The following is a 20,970-nucleotide window of genomic DNA, read 5'->3' as shown; positions in this document are numbered from 1 at the left end:
ATCTATTTCTCTTGATGTTTCCAAAGCTGTGGCACAGCGTCGCCATTGAGGTGTTGATGGCGGCCGCCAAAAAAATGTGACCTTGATGTGCAGTTGAAATTTCCAGCGTAATCTCGATGTCGTGGAGCTTTGAATCATGAGAGAAACTGATTTGAATACCTCTGTGAACGGTCGCAGAGGCTTCCTCCAGGCATTTGTCCTGTTGAGTCTTGGGGGGTTTATGTTCGGCTTTTCCAAAGCCGTTGCTCGGCCTTCTGCTGCTAAATCCGAGTTTGTTGTAATCAACGGATGGGTGCTGCCTGCCCAGCATTTTCGGCAAACACAAGCATGATCAAAGACTACCAATCGCAGAAAGAGCTCCGCGACCACTATGACGTCTGCGTCATCGGTGGGGGCCCAGCCGGCATTACGCTGGCCTTGCGTTTAGCCGGTAATGGTCGGCGTGTGGTGCTTGTCGAGGGCGGTGGGCACGAGTATTCACCGGCCTCGCAAAACCTCTACAAGGTCTCATCGTCAGGCCTCGAGGTCTACGCTGAGGAAACACGCTTGCGCTTTCTTGGCGGGACCTCCAATCACTGGGCCGGGCGATGCCGTCCCTTTGAACCGTCCGACTTTACCGTGGGCCCTCCGGTGCGCTTACCCGGTTGGCCCATCGCGTATTCCGAGATGGAGCGTAATCTGCCGGCGGCCATGGATATTGTAGATCTTCCGCCGCTCTCTGGATTCAAGGCTATCAATGCGACTTTGGACGGCGTCGAATTTGAAGCTGATCGTTTCCTGCTAAGCCCGCCGACGCGATTTGCACAAAAATATGCCAAGGAACTTAATGAGACCGAGGGGCTTGATGTCTTCATCAATTGCAACTGTGTCGATCTTGAGTTTGACAGCAAGACCGGCAGCATAGCGACAGTGGTCGTCTCGGACTACGAACTGCATCGAGAGCGAGTCACGGCAAAACAATTCATTTTGGCGACGGGCGCGATCGAGAATGCCAGGCAACTGCTCAACAGTGAGTCCCTGGCAGCTGGCGGTATCGTCAGCAAGGATGGTTACGCGGGTAGATGTTTCATGGAACACCTGAACGTCGATCTGGGTACCTTCATCCTGAAAGACGGGCAGGGTACCGATGCTCGACAGTACTTCACGACCGATGCATTCGTGATGGAGCACAGGTCAGGTAAAGGGAATGTGACGGCCTCGCTTGTAGCTGAAGTGAAATCCTATGGGCGAATGGCTGCCATCAAGAGCTTTTTCGAGAACCTCGTCTGCGAAGTGGGTGCGGCGCACAAGATTGAATTTATTGCCAAGTTCAATTGCCCTGGGGATGGGGTGCTCGGCACGCTGATCGAGCAGTTTCCCAACCCCAATAGCCGCCTCTCGTTGCTGGACGAGCGAGATGCGTTAGGGATGAGAAAGGTAAACGTTCATTGGGAACTAAGCCCCGAAGACAGAAATACCATCAAGTCCATCGGGCTCGAAGTGGCAAAGTGTTTTGCTGACACAGGGCTGGGCTTTGTCAAGTTGGAAGAATGCGTGTATGACGTCGATTTGCGCCTGAAGGTCAATCCCCATGCTCATCATATGGGGACCACACGGATGTCGACGTCGCCTGAGTTTGGCGTTGTCGACGAGAACTGCAAAGTGTTCGGTGTCGAGAATCTTTACGTTGCGGGCAGCAGTGTCTTCGCTACAGGCGGTGCCTGTAACCCCACGATGCCTCTTTTGCAGCTTGCTCTACGGCTGGCGGATTATCTTAACCATCAAATGGGCCCGGTGGTGGGCAGGTATTCCTGAGTGGACGCATTTGTGGTTTTTTTGAGTGTTGAATTTCAGGGAGACGTCTACGCTTAGGGTAGTGGTAATCAAGAATCAGGGTGTATCTAACCCTGGCACAGATGTATATCGCTGAATTATTGAGGCTGACAGGATGATTGGTCTACTAAAGCGTACTATTGCTCATATTGCCAAAACCACGGGGCGTGGAACCTCGCTCTATAAAAAATTCTGTAAACCGGACGGGTATGAATGGGCTAAGCACCTCGCTCGATGGGGATCTCTGCACTCCATCGGCAAAGGCGTATGGATCAATCTTGGGTGCAACATAACTGATCCTACGCTAGTGCGACTCGGAAATAATGTAGGTTTATCTGATTGCACGCTGTTCGGCCACGATGGAATAGTCGGCTTGCTCGATGTACGCTTTGGTACAAAACTTGACTCTGTCGGCCCTATCGACATACGTGATAATTGTTTTGTCGGTTATGGCGCTATCATCATGCCGCGTGTGACTATTGGTCCAGATTCAATTGTCGCCGCCGGTGCTGTAGTAGTAAAAGATGTTCCGCCTGGGGTAGTGGTTGGGGGAAATCCAGCCAAGGTTATCTGTACATTGGAAGAGCTGTTGGCGAAAGTCGAAGAGCGCTGCGCCACTTATCCGTGGATTGACCTCATCAGGCAGCGCAATGGTTTATATGACCCGGAAGTTGAACCAAAGCTTAAAGCAATGAGAGTACAACATTTTTTTGGCGAGCAGCCCAATGGTTAGTGCTCCCCTTGATGTATTGGTCGTTAATTACAATACAGCGGCTCTGTTGCAACCGATGTTTAATGCGTTACGCCAGTCTCATAGTGTGGGCCGCACACGCTATTTGGTGGTGGACAATGCCTCTGCCGATAATTCGCTGGAGTGTCTGGCAACTATTTGTCCAGAAGCGTTGCAGCTGGCCAATGAAAATAATGTTGGCTTTGGGCGTGCCAACAATCAATTGGTTGAACACCTGCAGGGCAAGTATGCGTTGCTCCTCAATACCGATGCCTTCGTTGCTGCGGATACGCTGAGCACGACCCTCGACTATATGGAGACTCATCCTGATTGTGGTGTCCTGGGCGTTCGGTTGGTTGGACGAGAGGGAGATTTGCAAGCCTCCTGCCGCTATTTTCCGACGCCGTTGAATGTCTTCCTCTCGCGCACAGGGCTTGAGCGCTTTTTCCCTGGGGTGAAGAGGGTCGACGACATGGCTTGGGATCATGCTTCGGTGCGTGAGTGCGACTGGGTGCCCGGGTGCTATTACCTGATCCGCCGTGAAGTCATCGACCAGGTTGGCTTGTTCGATCCGCGCTACTTCCTTTATTTCGAGGAGGTAGATCACTGCAAGCGCGTTAAACAGGCGGGCTGGAAGGTGGTTTACTACCCGCATACCACGGTGGTGCATATCGGCGGTGAAAGTGCCAAGTCTGTTGACAAACTCAATGCGATTTGTCACCAGCTGCCCACATTACAAATCGAAAGTGAGCTTTTGTACTTCCGCAAGCACCACGGTCTAGTGGGTTTGGCCGCACATATGGTGTTGGTGAGTCTGGGTGATCTGATTTTGGCGCTCAAGGCGATAGTGAAAGGCCACGACTGGGCTGCCATAGGGGCGTGTTGGCAGCATGCTCGTGTGACCTGGGCGTTGCTGCGTGATACCAAATTCGCTAGCCAACCCACACGGTAGAGCAATTTATGTTCGAAAACATACGTGCTGACTTGCGTGCCTACGCGGGAGATTGGGGGGCTCAGGGGTTTTGGGTGATGGTGGTTTATCGTTTTGGGCGCTGGCGCTACGGTGTGCGCCCAGCGCTGTTGCGTAAATTGCTCTCCTTTATATACAAAGTGCTCTTCAAACTGGTGCAGATCGTCACGGGTATCGAGCTGCCGTGTGAGGTTGTGATCGGGCGTAACTTCGTCATCGATCATTTCGGCGGAATCGTGATCAGTGGCTATGCGCAGTTTGGCGATGATTGCCGTATTCGCAATGGCGTCGTCGTGGGCCTTAAGAATGTGAATGAGCCGATTGCCCCGGTGATGGGTAACAATGTTGATATCGGTTCAGGGGCCAAGGTGCTGGGCAATATCCGCATTGGTAACAATGTCGTGATTGGTGCCAATGCTGTGGTGCTGACCGATGTGCCAGACGACTCGGTGGCAGTGGGTGTGCCTGCGACTATCAAGAAAAGGAAGTACGCAGAAGCGAGGGAATGCACATGAACCACCGGATGGGTTACTTCAATTGCGTCGCTGAGTGAACGCCATGGCTACGGGTATGGGTGTCGTTGTTATCGGTCGCAATGAAGGTCCACGTCTGGAACGTTGCCTGGCTTCACTGGTCGGTGCGGCGCAGAAGGTCGTTTATGTCGACTCTGGATCAACGGATGGTTCAGTGCAGATTGCCTTGGCGCTTGGGGTCGCCGTGGTCGAGTTGGATATGACGATTCCCTTTACGGCTGCGCGCGCGCGCAATGAAGGATTCGCCTGTGTGCAACGCTTATTGCCAGCGATGCGTTATGTGCAGTTTGTCGATGGTGATTGCGAGGTTGTCGGTGGCTGGCTGCCCCAGGCACAGGCCTTTCTTGATACACATCCTGACGTCGCGGTGGTCTGTGGACGGCGCCGCGAACGTTTTCCACAGCACTCGGTTTACAACTTACTGTGTGATCTCGAATGGGATACGCCGGTAGGTGAGGCCAGGGCATGTGGTGGCGATGCGCTGATGCGGGCTGACGCCTTCGCCGAAGCGTCCGGGTTTCGACCGGATCTCATTGCCGGGGAAGAGCCTGAATTGTGTATACGTCTGCGTAGGAATGGATGGAAGGTCTGGCGTCTGGGTGAGGAAATGACTTTGCACGATGCCACCATGACCCGGTTCGGCCAATGGTGGCAGCGTACCCTGCGCGGTGGTTACGCCTATGCCGAGGGCGCATTTTTGCATGGGGCGGCACCAGAGCAGCATTGGTTACGTGAGTCGCGCCGTGCCTGGTTCTGGGGATTAGGTGTCCCGCTGGCGACTGTTATCGCGAGTTTGATGTTGGGGTGGTTTGGGCTGCCTCTGCTGCTGGTCTATCCATTGCAGGTCGCGCGCTTGGCCCGCAGGGGCGATAGATCCACGCGCGAAAACTGGCTGCGGGCTTTCTTTCTCGTGCTGGGGAAATTTCCCGAGATGCTCGGGCAAGTCAAGTTTCTTTTGAACAGATTCGGCGCCGGCAAGACGGCGTTGATCGAATACAAGTGAGACTGCGATGAATAATTGGGTGATATTAAAAAGCGTATTGTTTTTACATGCAGGGTATTCGTTAAGAGCGTTGAATAATAAGTTTAAAATGCTGATTTTAGTTGTAAAAAACTGGTCTGAACTAAAATTGTTTTTCTGGCGCATGTCAAACGCTCTTGGGAAGTCCGGTGTTGAGCAGTTGGGCGGGGATTGTGTGGGTGTTGTTCATTGGCCATACATCAGTAGAAGCTGGAGTTCTCAGAATAAACTTAGCGTATTAGCCTCGCATTACGAAGTCGTCACCAAAAGCTGTCCGCAGCTGTTGCTGCTGGGGCGAAATGAAAGTTTGATGTTGAGCGATTTATCGGCGTTCGCGGCGGGTTGTTCCTTGGTTCTGGATCGTCCGGTATGGTTCATGCGTGAAGGGGAGTTGGTGTTGAACCTGTTTCAGGGCGATTTACGTATTGCATCAATAGCATTCACCTTGTGTCGCACGGACACTGAGTTGTGCATTTTTATCGGTGCAGTTCAAGGAATACACAAAGGCGTGGAGAGTGATCGGTCCTTGAGTATTTATAGGGACCTGACAAAAGATTTTGAAGGTCTTCGGCCAAGAAGTTTTCTGATTGAAGTGATTAAATATATTGCAATCAATATTGGTGTTGGGAGGATTTATGCGGTAGGGGATGGGTATCGTCATCATCGTCATCCGTACTTCGGTGCTGAAAAAGCTAAAGAGCTTGCGGCCAATTATGATTTGATCTGGCTGGAGCATGGAGCGACTCCGTCAGAGCGCGAAGATTTTTTTGAGATTCCCATGGTCCCGTCCAAGAAGGCGCTTGAAAGTATTCCTTCAAAAAAACGCGCCATGTACCGCAGACGTTACGAACTTCTAGATGATACTTTTAAGAAAATAGACAACGTGTTGGTAGGCAGTTATAGCAGCCACCGTGTTGCGAATTGATGTTCGTGTTACCTGTACTGCTGTGGGATTACCTGCAGTAATAATCCACCGCAACGACAACTAAGCTTGGTTCCTATGCGTATCGCGTATTTCATCAATCAATACCCCAAGGTCAGCCATAGCTTCATTCGTCGCGAGATTTTGGCGTTAGAGCGTCTGGGCTTTGTGGTGCAGCGCATTGCTCTGCGTGGCTGGGATGCCGAGTTGGTGGATGCCGAGGACGTGTCCGAACGCAGTAAAACGTGTTATGTGCTGCAGGGCGGAGTCAAAGGCCTGTTAGTGCCTGCGCTGCAGGTGCTGCGCGCCCAGCCGCGACGCTTTTTTTCGGCGCTGTGGCTGGCGCTACGCATGGGCCGGCGTGCCGATCGACCCTGGCCGTACCATGTGGTCTATTTGTTTGAGGCATGTCGCGTGCTGTCTTGGTTGCAGGCGTTCGGCGCCGAGCATGTGCACGCGCATTTCGGCACTAACTCAACCGAGGTGGTGATGCTGGCCAATGCACTCGGCGGGCCAGCGTACAGCTTTACCGTGCACGGCCCGGAAGAGTTCGACAAACCACAGTTCATTCATTTGGGCGAGAAAGTCCGGCGCGCGGCTTTTGTCGCGGCGATCAGTTCTTATGGGCGCAGCCAGCTGTTTCGCTGGGTGGCTCACGCGCACTGGCCAAGGGTAAAGGTGGTGCACTGTGGGCTGGAGCGGGCGTTTCACGATGTGCCGGCCGTTGCCGTCCCATCCGCGCCGCGGTTGGTTTGCGTGGGTCGTTTGTGTGAGCAGAAGGGACAACTGTTGTTGCTTGAGGCCGCCCGCATCCTGGCAGCGCAAAACGTGGAGTTCGAGATAGTACTGGCCGGCGATGGGGAAATGCGTGCGCCAATCGAAGCCCTGATTGCACAGCATGGCTTGCAGGCGCAGGTGCGAATTACCGGCTGGATCAGCAGCGAACAGGTGCGTGCGGAAATTCTTGCGGCGCGGGCCTTGGTGTTGCCAAGCTTCGCCGAGGGCTTGCCGGTGGTCATCATGGAAGCCATGGCGTTGCGCCGACCTGTGCTGACGAGCTATGTGGCGGGCATTCCCGAGTTAGTGCGACAGGGTGAGAACGGTTGGTTGTTTCCCGCTGGAGCTGTCGATGAGTTGGCGGCGGCGCTGGCGAACTGCCTCGCGCAACCTGTCGAGGTGTTGCAGCGGATGGGCGAGGCGGCTTATCAGAGAGTGCTGGAGCGCCACGACATCGATACTGAAGTGGCCAAGTTGGCTAATTTGTTTAGGGCGCAAGCATGATCACGTTACTTAGTTGGCTGTTCAGCTCACTGCTGATACTCATCCTCCTGCCGGTGTTGGTGCTGTTTGTGCAGGTGCTGATGGCCTGCCTGCCTGCGCGATCGCGCTCGTCGGCGCAAGGATCGCGACCTCGGGTGGCGGTGTTGATACCGGCACACAATGAATCCTCGATCATCGTCGCGACATTAAACAGCATTCGGCCGCAGCTGCTTTTGGGTGATCGACTATTGGTGGTGGCGGATAATTGTTCTGACGACACGGCCGCGCTGGCCCGCACGGCGGGCGCCGAAGTGGTGGAGCGCAGCAATGATCAGCAGCGTGGCAAGGGTTATGCGCTGGACTGTGGGGTGCATCATTTAGCGAGCGACGCGCCGGACGTCATGATTGTTATCGATGCGGATTGCCAGGTGGCTGAGGGTTCTATCGAGCGTTTGGCAATCTGTTGCATCGATTCAGGGCGGCCAGCGCAAGCACTTAATTTAATGCGTGCTCCAGCAGGTTCCGGGTTAAAAGTCCGGCTTGCCGAGTTTGCCTGGTGTGTGAAGAATCGGGTGCGGCCGCATGGTTGGACGAGGCTTGGTTTGCCCTGTCAGTTAATGGGCACGGGAATGGCTTTAGTCTGGCGGGATCTGACTTTGATCAATTTAGCCAGTGGCCACATTGTTGAAGATTTGAAGATGGGCCTGGATTTTTGCCGAAGCGGCAAGCCGCCTTTTTTTTGCCCCGATGCTCTGGTGACCAGTTATTTTCCGCGCAGCGATGAAGGCTTAACTACTCAGCGTACGCGCTGGGAACATGGTCATCTAGGGGTCATTCTTGGTGATGCGCCAAAGCTGGTAGTAGAGTCGATTACTCGGCGTAACTGGAGCCTGCTGGCTATGACGGTGGATTTATGGGTCCCTCCATTGGCCTTACTGACTTTAGTGTTGGGGGCGTTCTTTAGCCTGTCATGGCTAGTATTTATGCTCGGCGGTGCTTTGGTGCCCGCATTGATAGCTTCTGTCGGGGTGGCAATATTGAGCGTGACTATCTTGTTGGCCTGGAGCCAATTTGGTCGCGGGATCATCTCTTTTTCGGCCTTGTTGTATGCGCCGTTCTACGCGCTGAAGAAAATCCCTCTGTACATAGGTTTTGTGCTTAAGCGCCAAGTTGAATGGGTGCGGTCCAAGCGAGATGACATTTAATGCGCGTTTTGGCTTGGCGGCACAACTGGCAAACGATTATCCAGAAACTTAGGGTGGTCAGTGATGTGGGTGATGAACAAGGATTGATTGACGCTTTATCCAAGACTGAGTCGACGACGGTGCTTGGATTCGTCAATGCCCATGCCATGAACTTGGTGGCGGGTAACCCTGATTACTATAACGCGCTGTCGGCTGCTGACGTGTTATTACGGGATGGCTCTGGCATGGCGATCCTGTTTCGTCGATTCGGCTTAGCGCCGGGGCTAAATATGAATGGCACCGATTTCATCCCCAAATTACTGGCAGCGTTCAAGGGCCGGCGCGTGGCTTTCTGGGGTACTGAAGAGCCCTTTCTCGCCAATGCGGTGCAGCGTAGCGAAGCGATATTTGCGGTAAATGTCGTCTCTGCTCACCATGGTTTTGCTGAGGTGGATGCCTACATAAACCTTGCCCGGCAGTTGCAGCCAGAATTGGTGGTGCTGGGGATGGGCATGCCCAAGCAAGAAGCTGTTGCTGCCAGGTTAGCCGCCAGCGGCGTGCCATGTCTGGTCGTGTGCGGAGGGGCGATTCTGGATTTTCTCGGCGGCAAGGTGACTCGTGCTCCGCAATGGGTGCGTCGTCTCGGTTGTGAGTGGGTGTTCAGGCTAATCGGTGAACCAAAGCGATTATTCAGTCGCTATGTGGTGGGTAATCCGATGTTCTTGTTGCGCACATTGATCTACAGGGATTCCTGACGTTACAGGTATTTGACGCCTGGCTGGCGCCTTAAAAAACACGTCTGAAGTATCTTGCAAAACCCCGGCGTTGCACCTTTACTCAGGTTGGAATTATCGACTTGACGGGTACTCAGCTGTCGAGCTTTCATTTCGAGTAGTTAGGTTATTGATTTGTAAACTCAAATGGCCCTTCCTTGAATTGTACTGATAACCAAATGAAAAAATACATAACAGCATTCATGCGTAAGTTAATATCTCCTTCAATTCGCTTTGAGCTAAGGAAAGCTGTCGCCTGGCTGCGAGATATACGTGGGAGGGCATGTTTTTGGCGCTGGGAAGTTGCCAGGTTCAAACTGCGAGAAGACAGCACCCATGACATTCTCTATGTGGGCAGGAAAACACAGCGGGAATTTGTGAAGGTTCTACTGGGCGCTGAATCTCAAGCGGTTGATAGCCCGTTCAAGTTGGATAACTCAGACCGGACGGTGTGGGTCAGTGAAATGCCGACCTTGGGTGCATTGTATGTCCCTCAATATTTGAGTGCTGTCGTTCCGCTGAGCAGGTCAATTGAGGATATTACGGCCAGGTACAATACCGAGTTACGTCGAAATCTGCGCAAGAATCGGCTGCGCTATCGTATGAAACAGGCCTTGAACGATGACGAAATTGAAATCGCAGATCGGGAAATGCTTAAGCCCTATGCCAGCGCCAGGCATGGAGCATCCGCCTCTCAAATTGAATCGCATGAGGTTCAAAGGGTGGCAAAAAATGCCGGGCGGCTCGATCTAGTTCTGTTGGAGGATGAAATTGTTGCGTGCCATCTTGGGTGCGTAATTACCCGGGCAGGAAAACGCTACTGGAGCACGGTCCGTTTCGGCTATCCCGATGTTGTATTTTCAGATGCTAAAAAGTTACGTGAAATTAACTCGATTACCACGTTCATGGCGCTTGAGTGGGCGATAGAAAATGGTTTTGATTATTATGATATCGGAACTTGCCTGGCACGCCCGGACGACGGACTTCTCGAGTGGAAAAGACGGCGTGGCGGTAATGTAGATACGCTGGGCAACCACGGCTATTTCTTTGTTCGACTGCCCAAGGAGGGCGCAGCCCAATTTCTTTGGGAGACACCTCTATTTGCTGTCGAAGGCAAAAAGCTGACACTTCATCTTGGGTTACCGGACGGGCCGAGTGATGAGGAGGTCGCGGGGCGATATCGTGAAATGGGTTTTGGTGGACTATTCAAAATATACCTTCATTGTTCCAGACAACCGGAAGAGGTACTTCTCGACACCTTGCGCAGCCGCTACGCTCATCTGACATTACTCCCTGTCCTGGAAACTATTGTATCCACCTGAATAGGTTGCTGATTTAAAGAAGTGCGGTTGACGTGTTTGGCCTTGAACGCTATTTCTGTATAACCACATTATGGCGGGGTGGATATGTCGGAATTTAATGCATTGCCCCGTGGCGGCCAATCACAGTGGAGCCTTGCTGCGTATAAACACATTCTTAAAACACGACTTATACGGAAACCGTCGTTAACGCTGCAAAGTCTAGCCGTGAAAGCGTGGGAAATTGCTCCAGGCGAAATCTCGATGGCTCCACCCGCTTTTTTCCTTCCCAATCAGCTCGAACGTGTGACGGGATGGGCAGGGGAGCTTTTTTATCCTTACGAGCATCCCCGTCGCACAATGGAAGGAGTCGGGTGTGTTGAACATGGGCCAACACGAGGCTACCTGCTTAAAGATGTCTGGTTAATTGATGGCACTCTCTACAAAGGTACTGCCAAATCTTCGTTGTCGCCTAGAGCTGGATGGTTACCAAAGATTCGTGTAGAAAACGAAATTGATCGCGGTGCGATGTACTGTACGGCGGGAGGGAACAAATGGTTTGGCTCGTGGTTAATGGATGATTGTATAACCTATCCAATAGCATGCGACGAAGGCGTTCCGGTGACGACGGCACTGTCTGCCAACCTTGTTTCCACCGTTACAACCGGCATACTTCACGCCCCCGGATATGAGGACTTGCTTGGTATGACGCCGGTTCGTTTACGTAACGCATTTTTTCGTGAGCTCGTGATCTTTGACGATCTATGTCAAAACCGACATAAGCACATGCGTTTTCGTGTGATGGGTGAAAAGTTGCTCTCACACGTAAAAGTTTGCGATCACCCAGGCGTGTTCATTCTGCGGGGTGGCACGGGTGAATTGCGATTATTACGCAATGAAATAGAACTTGCAGAACGTCTGCGTGAGCGCAGAGGTTTTCGCATTATCGATCCTGCGAAATCCGATGTTCCGACTATCGTGGCGGCCTGTGCCGGCGCAAGAACCGTGGTAGGGATTGAGGGGAGTCATCTTATACACGGCGTTAATGTGCTCCGGCCAGGAGGTTCGCTGCTAGTGTTACAGCCCCCTAATCGCTTCCTCTGTTTTTTCAAATATCTAACGGATCGCGATCACCAAAATTTTGGTTTTGTGGTCGGTACGCCAGAGGGCAATGGCTTTAGTATCGACCCCGATGAGGTTGAACGTACGCTAGATCTATTTCCGTCATGACAGCTATTGAATTCATACCGGGGCAGCATGCCACCCCGGTGTTCTGAGTAATGTCGGGCTAGTAAGCATGTTTGCCGGAGAAGGCAAACACAGTCCGTACAAGAATGACGAAATCGAGCCACAGCGACCAGTTGTTGATGTATTCAATGTCCGAGTCAACACGCCGGATCATCTGATCTATATCCCTCGTTTCACCACGATAGCCACGTACCTGAGCCAGGCCCGTGATGCCCGGTTTAATGTTGTGACGCGCAAAGTAGCCCGAGACGTCGGGCGAGTACTGTACGTCGTGTTGAATAGCGTGCGGGCGAGGCCCCACCAGAGACATTTCCCCCATCAAAACGTTGAACAACTGCGGTAGCTCATCCAGGCTGGTTCGCCGAATAAAGGCTCCCACCCTGGTCATGCGCGGATCATTCTTTTGCGCCTGCTTGACGATGCCGTCTTCCGGCTGATGGTCGACCATGCTTCTGAACTTCCATATCCGAAAAGCTTCTCCACTCCATCCCATGCGTTTCTGACGAAAGAACACGGGCCCGGGGCTATCGACTTTGATGGCAATGGCGACTGCTACCAGAAATGGCGTCGCTAGAACCAAAATGAGAAAGGCCAGGACTTTGTCCTCGAGATTCTTCAAAAACAGACGCATCCCCATCAGCGGAGTTTCAGACAAGGTCAGCACGGGAATGCCGGCAATTTCGCGAACACTGTGGTTGATCAGGCGCAACGAGAAAATATCAGGCACCCAGTTAACAGAAATGTGTTTATCGAACAGCCTTAAATAAACATCCTGGATAACCTCTGAGCCGCCCAGAGGGGTCACGAAATAGACGGTACGAATGGCGTGTTTGATGACTAAGTCATCAAGGTCTGAGATATCACCCAGTATCGCCAGGCGTTGTGCGCCTTCCACAACTTCCTTTCCTCGATCATCGTCCGCGCCAATCAACACACAACCGACGATACGTTCACCCAGCCAGGGATTGTTGCTTATTTTCTTGTGAAGATAGTTGGCCAACTCGCCCGAACCAATGATAAGCGAATTTTCCAATTGCGTCGGGTGGGCCAAAAACTTCTTCTGCATTTCGCGTGTTGCCAGGTGCAAAAGCAGCTGAGCAAAATATCCAATAACAAATAACTCCCCCACCAACAAACGCGAATACTGTTCGCTTTGTTTGGTAAGAAAGGCCATGGCAACTAGAAAACCAAATGTGGCAGTCCAAGCCTTTAAAAGCTTGAAGGCCTTGACGGTAAATCCAACATTACTGTGGTAAATAGCATAGTGGTCGTACACCACGGCCAACGCCCCAAGCAGCAACAGGAGCAGGATGACGTAGTCCTGCGTGATAAAGCCGATATGATAATTGATCAAAAACCACGCAACACCGGTCACCGCAACGCAATCGAGACCGGCCTGAACAACGATACTGGTACTGCTTCTTCGCTGGAGAACGGAACGGGTACTGTTGGGCTCAAAAATCATTTTCAGACCTCATTTGCTTTCCCTCGCGCTCAATGATGAAGAGAATCAGTTGAATTGCCCACGCTTGATAGCGTTATCGTCACCGGCAAGCTACTCATACTTTTGATAAGCCCCTTCACCATCGAAATTAGCAGACTTGGGAGAATCTGGTGACGTGCTCTCACTTTAGCACCACTGTGCAATCATTCACTCAATCGACACGGTTTCAGTCAACCTTCTGCGAAACGTCGAGCTGCTGGGGCTTGACGCCAGAGTTCAAGACTGTCGCTAACGCTTGAGAAGACAATGGGCAAGGCCCACCGCGGCGTCTGCCGTCAGTGCTCTGTCAGTGGTCGGGATTATTCGCAGAGAGGCTGGGCGCGCAGCGATCACTGGGTGTTCGGGAGTGCTTGTTTAAAAGCGTTTGGTGGTGTCACCGGTCTATTAACTTGCGCACAACCTAACCGAATAGCCCTGCCCGTGGGCGTGCGGTCATTGAGGCTTATACCGAGCTGGAATCGGTGTGCATTGCGCACTGATTCCATCGTGGTAAAACGAGACGGCGCCCGCAATGGGCGCCGTCAGCGTTTGGGTCGATCAGACGCGTTCGAACAACACGGCGATGCCCTGGCCGCCGCCGATGCACATGGTCGCCAGAGCATAACGGCCCTGAACACGGTGCAGTTCGTGAATGGCCTTGGTGGCGATAATCGCGCCGGTAGCACCCACGGGATGCCCCAGCGAGATCCCCGAACCATTGGGGTTGACCTTCTCCGGGTCGAAGCCCAGTTCCTGTGCCACGGCACACGCCTGGGCAGCGAATGCTTCGTTGGACTCGATGACATCCAGGTCGGCAATGGTCAGGCCGGCGCGTTTGAGGACCAGGCGGGTCGCGGGAATCGGTCCTAATCCCATCAGTTCAGGCTCAACACCGGCATGGGCGTAACCGACCAGTCGGGCCATCGGCTTGAGGTCGTGCTCGCGAACCATCTGACCTGTGGCCATGATCAGTGCGCCGGCACCATCATTTAGTCCCGACGCGTTGCCGGCGGTGACGCTGCCGTCTTTTTTGAACGCAGGTTTCATCTTGCCCAATTGCTCGGCACTGACATCTGCCCGGACATGCTCGTCCGTCGCAAACGTTACAGTACCTTTGCGAGACGCCACTTCGATCGGCACGATCTGCTCGATGAACCGGCCTTCGGCAATGGCCCGGGCAGCCCGTTGTTGGCTGACCTGCGCCAGTTCATCCTGGGCCTGGCGAGTGATGCCATAGCGTTCGGCGATATTTTCCGCGGTGATACCCATATGGAAACCGGCAAACGGATCGTGCAGAGCACCGAGCATGTAGTCGATGGCTTGCATATCACCCATCCGTGCGCCCCAGCGTGCCTGCGGCAACAGATACGCGCCGCGGCTCATGGACTCGACGCCACCGGCCAATGCAGCACCTGCATCACCCAACATCAAACTTTGCGCGGCGCTGACAATCGCCTGCAAGCCAGAACCGCAGAGGCGGTTGACGTTGAAGGCTGGCGTCTCTTTCGGCAGGCCGGCGTTCATCGCCACCACGCGCGAGATGTAGGCGTCACGTGCTTCCGTCGGGATCACATGGCCCATCACTGCGTGACCGATGTGTTCAGGGGCCAACCCTGATCGTTCAATGGCGGCGCGGCAAACGTCAGTCGCTAATTGAATGGGCGGTACATCTTTGAGCGAACCGCCAAAGCTGCCGATGGCCGAGCGGACGGCGCTGATAACAAAAATGTCGGATGGATTCATGCGGGTTCCCCTGGAACAGTCCTGGATTCGATTGTGTTTCAGTACGTTTATTGTAGGGCGAGTCTAGAGTCGGCAACGTTATTGGCCTATGCCAAAACTGCTCAAGGGGGGTGGTGTTTTTTGCCATTTCAGATGAAGTAGATTTTAGATCCACCTGAACACCGCATTGTGCAGCTGCATGATTGTCGCCACGATCGACAGGCCCAGGCCATTGGAGTGGACCGAGCGTTCGCGGGTATTTGGCCGACAGCGCGACGAAGTCCTCGCCAGCGTCCGGTGCCCGGGCCGCGACGTAAACCAATGAGCTGACTTTCGGATGACCCCGGCTTCACTGACCACGGTGACAGCGTAGGAGTGGCCGACCAGCACGGTCGGGCCGTCTTGTTGATCGAGTACGCGTTGGGTGGCGGCGACGTCGTCGGTGACCGAGGTCAACGGGTTTTGCACCGCCGTGACGTGCAAGCCGGCGGCCTGCAACCGGGTGATCACGTCCGACCAGCTCGGGCCATCGGCCCAGGAACCGTACACCAGAATGACGTTGTTGGCCTTGACCGGCGCGATGCTGCTGGCCATGGCGGAACCGGTGCCCAGCATCAACAGGCTGGCGGGATCAGGCAGAGGAAGTAAGGGTGCTGGCTACGCTGACAACGCAACGACACGGTTGTAATGCATGGCTCGCGTGTTTGCATGACTGCCGTACGTCGGAATCGAGGAACGGCCACCCATGAGAAAACTTCCAAACGAAGACTGTCTTTGGGAGTTCGAGCATGAGTGATGATCAAAAGAGGGAAGCCCTGGCGGCCTGGTACCAGCTCCTGAAAGAGCCCGAAATCCGGATGGATGCTGAAGAGCAGTACGACGAATTGCTCAAGGCCGCCGATGAGATGGAACGTACCGGACTCATCAACAGCGTTGAATGGCGCAAGCTGGTTCAAGCGGCGAGCGCGGCTTTTGCAAATGCGACAGAAGGGTTGGGACGAGGGACCTAGTGCTCAACTTCTCTGGCTTGCTGTTCGGCCTGTTGGGCGAACCACTGCATGATCAGCGAGCAGGCTGGATGAGAGGTGGCGGAAGGTTGCAGGTTCAAGGCGTAAATACCCCGGGTCTTCAAGGGGTTGCCGAACGGAACGACGAGCACGCCTCGTTCGATTGATTCGCCTGCCAGGGTCAGGTCAGTCATGGCAACGCCCAGCCCTCGCGCCGCGGCATCGAGCGCCAACTCGTCAAGGTTGAAAGGGATGTGGCGGTAGTCCTCGAGTGACTTGCCGCCATTGGCTGACAGCCACTGGACCCAGTCGTGCTTGTCCGCCGAGCGATGCAACAGCGGGAAACGTACGAGGTCTGCCACCGACTCCAACGGCTGGGCCGTGTTGCCCAGGCCGGGGGCGCACACCGGTACCAGCGCCTCCTCGAACAAAGTCAGGCAGTCAGGATCGCTGGACGGCTCGGGCAGATAGAGGATGTAGGCGTCGCTGTCGATGGCCGGCTCGACCACTTCCGTGGCCACGGTTTCGATCGACAGCGAAACCTGCGGATGACTTCGATAGAACTCGCTCAACTTTGGCAGGCCCGCAAAAAGCCGATTGGCTGATTGTCGGTGCTGGTATCACCGGGCTGTGCGCTGCTCACACACTCGCGGAAATGCATCCTCAGGCGCGGATCGTGATTGTCGACAGGCAACGGGCTGCACAGGGGGCTTCGGCGCGCAATTCAGGCTTCGTGGTGGGTCACGAACATCCGGTCAAGGATGAGTTGATCGGCAACCCGGGGTTTGCCGGTTTTGAAGTCGATACCTCGATTTCCCGTGCCGCCAGTGACGAAGTGCGCCGGCGCATTGCTCGTCTCGGCATCGAATGTGAATTCAGGGAATCGGGCTACTTCTTCGCCGTCAACGATCCCGGCAAGTTGACCGATGTCGCGGCGAAATTGGCAACGCTACGCGCTGTCGGCGCCTCTGCGGACTTTCTGGAAGGTGAGCCGCTGAGCAAAAAACTGGGCACCGAGCATTATCGGGTCGCGATCTGGTGCGGCAATGGCAACGCACTGCTGCAACCCGCGAAATACGTCAAGGGCCTGCTGGATACGCTGCCGGACACGGTAACCCTCTTTGAGAACACCGATATCACCGGCCTGGAGCGGTTGGGCAAAGGGCGTATTCGCGCCAATGGCATCGATGGAAGCATTGAGGCCAGGCAAGTCCTGGTGTGCCTGAACGCGTTCATCCCGCGCTCAGGGATAGAGGACAGCGGGACGTTCCCGATGGAACTCAGCGCCAGCCTCACACGACCACTCAGCGATGCGGAGTTCAAGTCCTTCGGTGCAGTTGAGCCTTGGGGCGTGCTGTCCACCCGGCCACTGGGCGCCACGGTGCGACTGACCCCGGACCGCCGCGTGATGATCCGCAACACCGCGGAATACCGCTCTCGGGATTTATCCGACAGTGAGCTTCTGCACCGTCGCAAACACCATGTGCTCGGCTTGCAACGCCGTTTTCCGTGGTTGACCGAGCAGGACATTCAATACACCTGGACCGGACACTTGAGCGCTTCGCGCACCGGGCAACCGTATTTTGCCAAGGTCGACGAAGGCGTGTTTGCGGTGGCCGGCTGCAATGGTTCGGGCGTTGCACGCGGCACCCTTTGGGGGCGCTTGCTCGCCGAACTGGCGTCGGGTGCCAGCTCGTCCATCCTCGAATCGGTGATGCGCAGGGCTCAGCCGGGCTGGCTGCCGCCGCGTCCCTTGCTCGATATCGGTGCCATGCTTCGAATGCGCGTGGAGGCGGTCAGGGCCAAAACAGAAATCTAGAAACCCCGGCGATCAAAAAACAATAAAAACTCATCAAACACACGGTGATTGAACATGCGCGTCAATAACATTTCCCTGATGGTCGTGCTGGCAACATTTTCGGCAGCCGCTTACGCCGACGAAGTCGTCAATATTTCAAACTGGAACGGCTACATCGCCGACGACACCCTGCCCACGTTCAGCAAGGAAACGGGGATCAAGGCAACGTACGACATTCACGACAGCAACGAAGTGCTGGAATCCAAGCTGATGACTGGCAACACCGGCTATGACGTGGTGAGCCCTTCGAACCATTTTCTGTCGCGATTGATAAAAGCCGGGGCCGTTCAAAAGCTCGATAAAAGCCAGCTGCCCAACTGGAAAAACCTTGACCCGGTGCTGATGAAAAAACTCGAGGTCAATGACCTGGGCAACCAATACGTTATCCATACATGTGGGGCACGGCGGGTATTGGCTACAACGTCGAGAAGATCAAGGCGATCTTCGGCAACACCGATGTCACCCATTCCTGGAATCTGTTTTTTGATGAAAACAACATTAAAAAACTGAGCCAGTGCAGTGTGGCGATTATCGATAACCCTACGCAGATCCTGCCGATCACCCTCAATTATCTGGGCCTGCCTCCCCACAGCCATGAGCCTGCAGATTATAAGAAAGCCGAGCAGGCGTTACTTGAGATCAGACCTTACGTGCAGTATTTCCACGCCTCCAAGTACATCAGCGATTTGGCGAACGGCAATGTCTGCGCGGTGATTGGTTTCAATGGCGACGTCGTGCAAGCGGCGGCCAGCGCCAAGGAAGCCAACAACGGTATCGACATCGCCTATTCGATACCGGACGAAGGGTCCACCCTGTGGTTCGACATGGTGGTCATGCCAAAGAGCGCGCCGCACGAGAAGAATGGCTACGCCTACATGAACTACCTGCTGACGCCTCAAGTCATTGCCAACATCAGTAACAGCATCCATTACGCCAACCCCAACCTTGCGGCGGATCAGTATGTTGTTCCGGCCGTGAAGCAGGACCTGGCGATTTACCCGCCGACGAATGTGTTGGACAAGTTGTTCACCGTCGAGGAACTCCCCGCTGCCATTGCACGGTTGACTACCCGTCTGTGGACCAAGTTGAAAACCAATACCTGATGACTGAGGGTGCGCTGGGTGGCTGATTCCAGTCCGCTAACGTAGATCTTGAGTCTGGTGAACATCCTGTGGCGAGGGGGCTTGCCCCCGTTCGCCGGTCCGCGCTCGAGTGCAGCAGTCGTAAAACCATTGCATGCGGTGTATCAGGCACACCTTGGTGGCAGATTTTGGGGGGGGCGCTTCGCGCGCCAACGGGGCGATGCGGCGTCTTAATGGGCTCAAAACTCCCGTCACTTATGCGAAGGTTGTTTACGCGAACATCTAGGTATTAACGCCTCATCCTTGGGTATGAGTGGCTCAGGTGAGGTCCAGGAAGATGAGAAACACCGACCACGCGCTGCTGCGGTCATTGGCATAAGTGTTGGCCATGTACTCGCCTTCCTGGTTTGAACGGGTCCGGTTCTATAGTCGAATGACGATAGCGAATTCGTAGAATGCCGTCTCCCTAACCATGGCCTACGCTTATCCGCAGGCCAATGTTCATTGAGCAGGTTTTTTTTCCTGATCGACGTTCCCCCGGCACCTATAAAAACAATGCAATCGGGAGACAACTCATGTCCGCTTTGTTCCGTCGATTCAGCCGCTGCATCGCAACGGCCGTTACCGTTACCGTTGCTGCGCTCGTGACACCGGCCTTTGCGCTGGACACCGTCAAATTCATGGCCCCAGGTTCTGTGGGTGGCGGTTATGACCAGACCGCCAGGGTCCTGGGGAAAGCCTTGATCGAGGCCAACGCGGCCAAATCCACGACCTTCGAGAACAAGGGCGGAGCAGGGGGGACGTTGGGGCTGGCGCAGTTCGCCAACAGCACCAAGGGCGATCCGGATGCGCTGCTCGTTGTCGGCGCGATCATGGTCGCTGCCATTGAACAGAACAAGCCGCCAATTACCTTGAAGGACGTGACGCCGATTGCCCGGCTTTTTACCGAATACAACGTGATTGCCGTCCGTAAGGAGTCTGAGTTCAAAACCCTGGAGGACTTGCTGAAAGCCTTCAAAGACAAGCCGACCAGTATCGCCTGGGGTGGTGGCTCCAAGGGGTCGATCGATCACATCGGTATTGCCGAGTTGGCCGCTAAAATCGGTGTTCCGGTCAACAAGGTGAATTACGTCGCCTTCGCGGGTGGGGGTGAAGTCGTTGCTCAGGCCTTGGGCGGGCAGATCAAGGTAATCACCGGTGGTTATGCCGAGCTGGGCCAATACATCCGAAACGGCCAGTTCCGTGTACTCGCCATCGGCGCGCCGGAACGCATTGAAGGCATCGATGCACCGACCCTCAAGGAGAAAGGCTACGACGTGACCATCGGCAATTGGCGTGGTGTTTACGGTGCCGCGAATCTCACGCCTGAGCAGCGCAAAGCAGTGACCGACGCCGTCGTGGCCGCTGCCAACAGCAAGGTCTGGAAAGAAAATATCGACACCAACAAATGGTCACCCAACATTCTGACCGGCGATGAGTTCGGCAAATTTGTCGACGAAGAGCACGTGCGGCTGCGTGCGATGCTGGTCGAAGTCGGGCTGATCTCGAAATGACCCAGCCTCGCGCAATAGTGCCGGTACAACTGGCGATCGGCGCCGCAGTGATAGCCATCAGCGCAATGTTGGCGTTCGGCGCGTTTCGGTTTCCTCCCGAAATGGGGTTCGTCATCCTGGGGGCCCACGTCTATCCGTACGCCGTCGCGGTGTTCCTGGGGGGCGTCGGTCTGTTGCTGTGTTATCAGGCAATCACCGGTGGTTTGCGCGAGTTGGCAGACCACAGCGACGAATCTGCCAAAGCGCTGCCCGGCGGCAAACTCGGCGCAGCCTGGGTAACTGCGGGGCTTGTGGGGGTGGCCATGCTGATCAACCTCATCGGGTTCGTCTTGGCGGCCGCGCTGCTGTTCGCCTGTTCGGCACGGGGTTTTGGCAGTCGCCGTCCGGTGCGCGACCTCGCCATTGGCATGGCCTTGACCCTGCCGATTTACTGGCTGTTCAACGCCGGGCTAGGGGTTTCCCTGCCGCCCCTTGTCAACGCCTGGATCTGACCCGGGCCGAAGGAGGTCAACAA

Annotated in this window: 18 protein-coding genes and 3 pseudogenes; 17 read left to right on the top strand and 4 right to left on the bottom strand. The window is 54.7% G+C overall.

Annotated elements, in window-relative coordinates; all coding sequences use genetic code 11:
* Window positions 1–136: 136 nt before the first annotated feature.
* From ACYZT3_RS17015 to ACYZT3_RS16960, 12 genes are all read left to right on the top strand, one after another.
* Window positions 137–331 (top strand): hypothetical protein, encoded by a 195-nt coding sequence (locus ACYZT3_RS17015; RefSeq protein WP_462030340.1) that lies wholly within the window; start codon window positions 137–139, stop codon window positions 329–331.
* Window positions 328–1,794, top strand: coding sequence for an FAD-dependent oxidoreductase (locus ACYZT3_RS17010; protein ID WP_462030339.1), 1,467 nt, complete (start codon window positions 328–330; stop codon window positions 1,792–1,794). The genes ACYZT3_RS17015 and ACYZT3_RS17010 overlap by 4 nt, the downstream gene beginning before the upstream one ends.
* 133 nt (window positions 1,795–1,927) lie before the next feature.
* On the top strand, window positions 1,928–2,545 hold the full coding sequence (locus tag ACYZT3_RS17005; protein WP_282376040.1) for an acyltransferase: 618 nt from the start codon (window positions 1,928–1,930) through the stop codon (window positions 2,543–2,545).
* Window positions 2,538–3,494: a glycosyltransferase family 2 protein gene (locus tag ACYZT3_RS17000; protein WP_282376039.1), complete on the top strand. Its 957-nt coding sequence runs from the start codon at window positions 2,538–2,540 to the stop codon at window positions 3,492–3,494. Before ACYZT3_RS17005 ends, ACYZT3_RS17000 begins: the two co-directional genes overlap by 8 nt.
* Window positions 3,495–3,502: 8 nt before the next feature.
* Entirely contained in the window at window positions 3,503–4,027 is a 525-nt protein-coding gene (locus ACYZT3_RS16995) for a serine O-acetyltransferase (protein WP_282376037.1), read from the top strand.
* 43 nt (window positions 4,028–4,070) lie between these two features.
* Window positions 4,071–5,048 carry a glycosyltransferase family 2 protein gene (locus tag ACYZT3_RS16990; protein WP_282376036.1) on the top strand — a complete coding sequence of 326 codons (978 nt, stop codon included), beginning with the start codon at window positions 4,071–4,073 and terminating at the stop codon, window positions 5,046–5,048.
* Between the two features lie 7 nt (window positions 5,049–5,055).
* Window positions 5,056–5,991, top strand: a complete 936-nt coding sequence (locus tag ACYZT3_RS16985; protein WP_462030338.1) for a DUF535 family protein — start codon at window positions 5,056–5,058, stop codon at window positions 5,989–5,991.
* A gap of 75 nt (window positions 5,992–6,066) precedes the next feature.
* The gene (locus ACYZT3_RS16980) at window positions 6,067–7,269 is read left to right on the top strand and encodes a glycosyltransferase (RefSeq protein ID WP_282376034.1); all 1,203 of its coding nucleotides are present in this window, start codon (window positions 6,067–6,069) and stop codon (window positions 7,267–7,269) included.
* Window positions 7,266–8,453, top strand: coding sequence for a glycosyltransferase family 2 protein (locus tag ACYZT3_RS16975; RefSeq protein WP_282376033.1), 1,188 nt, complete (start codon window positions 7,266–7,268; stop codon window positions 8,451–8,453). The genes ACYZT3_RS16980 and ACYZT3_RS16975 overlap by 4 nt, the downstream gene beginning before the upstream one ends.
* Window positions 8,453–9,187, top strand: coding sequence for a WecB/TagA/CpsF family glycosyltransferase (locus ACYZT3_RS16970; RefSeq protein WP_282376032.1), 735 nt, complete (start codon window positions 8,453–8,455; stop codon window positions 9,185–9,187). Before ACYZT3_RS16975 ends, ACYZT3_RS16970 begins: the two co-directional genes overlap by 1 nt.
* 197 nt (window positions 9,188–9,384) lie before the next feature.
* A complete protein-coding gene (locus tag ACYZT3_RS16965) occupies window positions 9,385–10,527 on the top strand; it encodes a hypothetical protein (RefSeq protein ID WP_462030337.1) in 1,143 nt (380 codons plus the stop codon).
* An 84-nt stretch (window positions 10,528–10,611) separates the two neighbouring features.
* Complete coding sequence (locus ACYZT3_RS16960) at window positions 10,612–11,733, top strand: glycosyltransferase 61 family protein (RefSeq protein WP_462030336.1); 1,122 nt, start codon at window positions 10,612–10,614, stop codon at window positions 11,731–11,733.
* A gap of 58 nt (window positions 11,734–11,791) precedes the next feature.
* Here ACYZT3_RS16960 and ACYZT3_RS16955 read toward each other — a convergent pair whose 3' ends face one another.
* The 3 genes and pseudogenes from ACYZT3_RS16955 to ACYZT3_RS16945 all read right to left on the bottom strand — a co-directional run.
* Window positions 11,792–13,216 carry an undecaprenyl-phosphate glucose phosphotransferase gene (locus tag ACYZT3_RS16955; protein ID WP_462030335.1) on the bottom strand — a complete coding sequence of 475 codons (1,425 nt, stop codon included), beginning with the start codon at window positions 13,214–13,216 and terminating at the stop codon, window positions 11,792–11,794.
* A 576-nt stretch (window positions 13,217–13,792) separates the two neighbouring features.
* A complete protein-coding gene (locus tag ACYZT3_RS16950; protein WP_282376026.1) occupies window positions 13,793–14,977 on the bottom strand; it encodes an acetyl-CoA C-acyltransferase family protein in 1,185 nt (394 codons plus the stop codon).
* Between the two features lie 226 nt (window positions 14,978–15,203).
* Window positions 15,204–15,571: pseudogene (locus ACYZT3_RS16945) on the bottom strand (alpha/beta fold hydrolase); the annotation flags it as partial.
* A 173-nt stretch (window positions 15,572–15,744) separates the two neighbouring features.
* Here ACYZT3_RS16945 and ACYZT3_RS16940 point away from each other — a divergent pair.
* Window positions 15,745–15,966, top strand: a complete 222-nt coding sequence (locus ACYZT3_RS16940) for a hypothetical protein (protein ID WP_282376025.1) — start codon at window positions 15,745–15,747, stop codon at window positions 15,964–15,966.
* On the opposite strand, the pseudogene ACYZT3_RS16935 reads toward ACYZT3_RS16940, so the two are convergent.
* Window positions 15,963–16,544, bottom strand: a pseudogene (locus ACYZT3_RS16935) (LysR substrate-binding domain-containing protein); the annotation flags it as partial. The gene ACYZT3_RS16940 and the pseudogene ACYZT3_RS16935 overlap by 4 nt on opposite strands.
* Here ACYZT3_RS16935 and ACYZT3_RS16930 point away from each other — a divergent pair.
* From ACYZT3_RS16930 to ACYZT3_RS16915, 4 genes and pseudogenes are all read left to right on the top strand, one after another.
* The gene (locus ACYZT3_RS16930; RefSeq protein WP_462030334.1) at window positions 16,538–17,782 is read left to right on the top strand and encodes an NAD(P)/FAD-dependent oxidoreductase; all 1,245 of its coding nucleotides are present in this window, start codon (window positions 16,538–16,540) and stop codon (window positions 17,780–17,782) included. The pseudogene ACYZT3_RS16935 and the gene ACYZT3_RS16930 sit on opposite strands and share 7 nt — an antisense overlap.
* A 54-nt stretch (window positions 17,783–17,836) precedes the next feature.
* Window positions 17,837–18,924, top strand: a pseudogene (locus ACYZT3_RS16925) (polyamine ABC transporter substrate-binding protein).
* A 554-nt stretch (window positions 18,925–19,478) separates the two neighbouring features.
* The gene (locus tag ACYZT3_RS16920) at window positions 19,479–20,456 is read left to right on the top strand and encodes a tripartite tricarboxylate transporter substrate binding protein (protein WP_282376022.1); all 978 of its coding nucleotides are present in this window, start codon (window positions 19,479–19,481) and stop codon (window positions 20,454–20,456) included.
* Window positions 20,453–20,947: a tripartite tricarboxylate transporter TctB family protein gene (locus tag ACYZT3_RS16915; RefSeq protein WP_462030333.1), complete on the top strand. Its 495-nt coding sequence runs from the start codon at window positions 20,453–20,455 to the stop codon at window positions 20,945–20,947. The genes ACYZT3_RS16920 and ACYZT3_RS16915 overlap by 4 nt, the downstream gene beginning before the upstream one ends.
* The last annotated feature ends 23 nt before the right edge of the window (window positions 20,948–20,970 follow it).

Source organism: Pseudomonas sp. MDT1-16 (assembly GCF_054898115.1).
This window is presented reverse-complemented; position numbering and strand designations above follow the sequence as displayed.

Bases quoted from the DNA above. Each gene is read 5' to 3' on its own strand.
- ACYZT3_RS17005 (WP_282376040.1), top strand. From the start codon at position 1,928: ATGATTGGTCTACTAAAGCGTACTATTGCTCATATTGCCAAAACCACG.
- ACYZT3_RS16965 (WP_462030337.1), top strand. From the start codon at position 9,385: ATGAAAAAATACATAACAGCATTCATGCGTAAGTTAATATCTCCTTCA.
- ACYZT3_RS16995 (WP_282376037.1), top strand. From the start codon at position 3,503: ATGTTCGAAAACATACGTGCTGACTTGCGTGCCTACGCGGGAGATTGG.
- ACYZT3_RS16920 (WP_282376022.1), top strand. From the start codon at position 19,479: ATGTCCGCTTTGTTCCGTCGATTCAGCCGCTGCATCGCAACGGCCGTT.
- ACYZT3_RS16950 (WP_282376026.1), bottom strand. From the start codon at position 14,977: ATGAATCCATCCGACATTTTTGTTATCAGCGCCGTCCGCTCGGCCATC.
- ACYZT3_RS16915 (WP_462030333.1), top strand. From the start codon at position 20,453: ATGACCCAGCCTCGCGCAATAGTGCCGGTACAACTGGCGATCGGCGCC.
- ACYZT3_RS16975 (WP_282376033.1), top strand. From the start codon at position 7,266: ATGATCACGTTACTTAGTTGGCTGTTCAGCTCACTGCTGATACTCATC.
- ACYZT3_RS16985 (WP_462030338.1), top strand. From the start codon at position 5,056: ATGAATAATTGGGTGATATTAAAAAGCGTATTGTTTTTACATGCAGGG.
- ACYZT3_RS17010 (WP_462030339.1), top strand. From the start codon at position 328: ATGATCAAAGACTACCAATCGCAGAAAGAGCTCCGCGACCACTATGAC.
- ACYZT3_RS16955 (WP_462030335.1), bottom strand. From the start codon at position 13,216: ATGATTTTTGAGCCCAACAGTACCCGTTCCGTTCTCCAGCGAAGAAGC.
- ACYZT3_RS16970 (WP_282376032.1), top strand. From the start codon at position 8,453: ATGCGCGTTTTGGCTTGGCGGCACAACTGGCAAACGATTATCCAGAAA.
- ACYZT3_RS16940 (WP_282376025.1), top strand. From the start codon at position 15,745: ATGAGTGATGATCAAAAGAGGGAAGCCCTGGCGGCCTGGTACCAGCTC.
- ACYZT3_RS17015 (WP_462030340.1), top strand. From the start codon at position 137: ATGAGAGAAACTGATTTGAATACCTCTGTGAACGGTCGCAGAGGCTTC.
- ACYZT3_RS16990 (WP_282376036.1), top strand. From the start codon at position 4,071: ATGGCTACGGGTATGGGTGTCGTTGTTATCGGTCGCAATGAAGGTCCA.
- ACYZT3_RS17000 (WP_282376039.1), top strand. From the start codon at position 2,538: ATGGTTAGTGCTCCCCTTGATGTATTGGTCGTTAATTACAATACAGCG.
- ACYZT3_RS16980 (WP_282376034.1), top strand. From the start codon at position 6,067: ATGCGTATCGCGTATTTCATCAATCAATACCCCAAGGTCAGCCATAGC.
- ACYZT3_RS16960 (WP_462030336.1), top strand. From the start codon at position 10,612: ATGTCGGAATTTAATGCATTGCCCCGTGGCGGCCAATCACAGTGGAGC.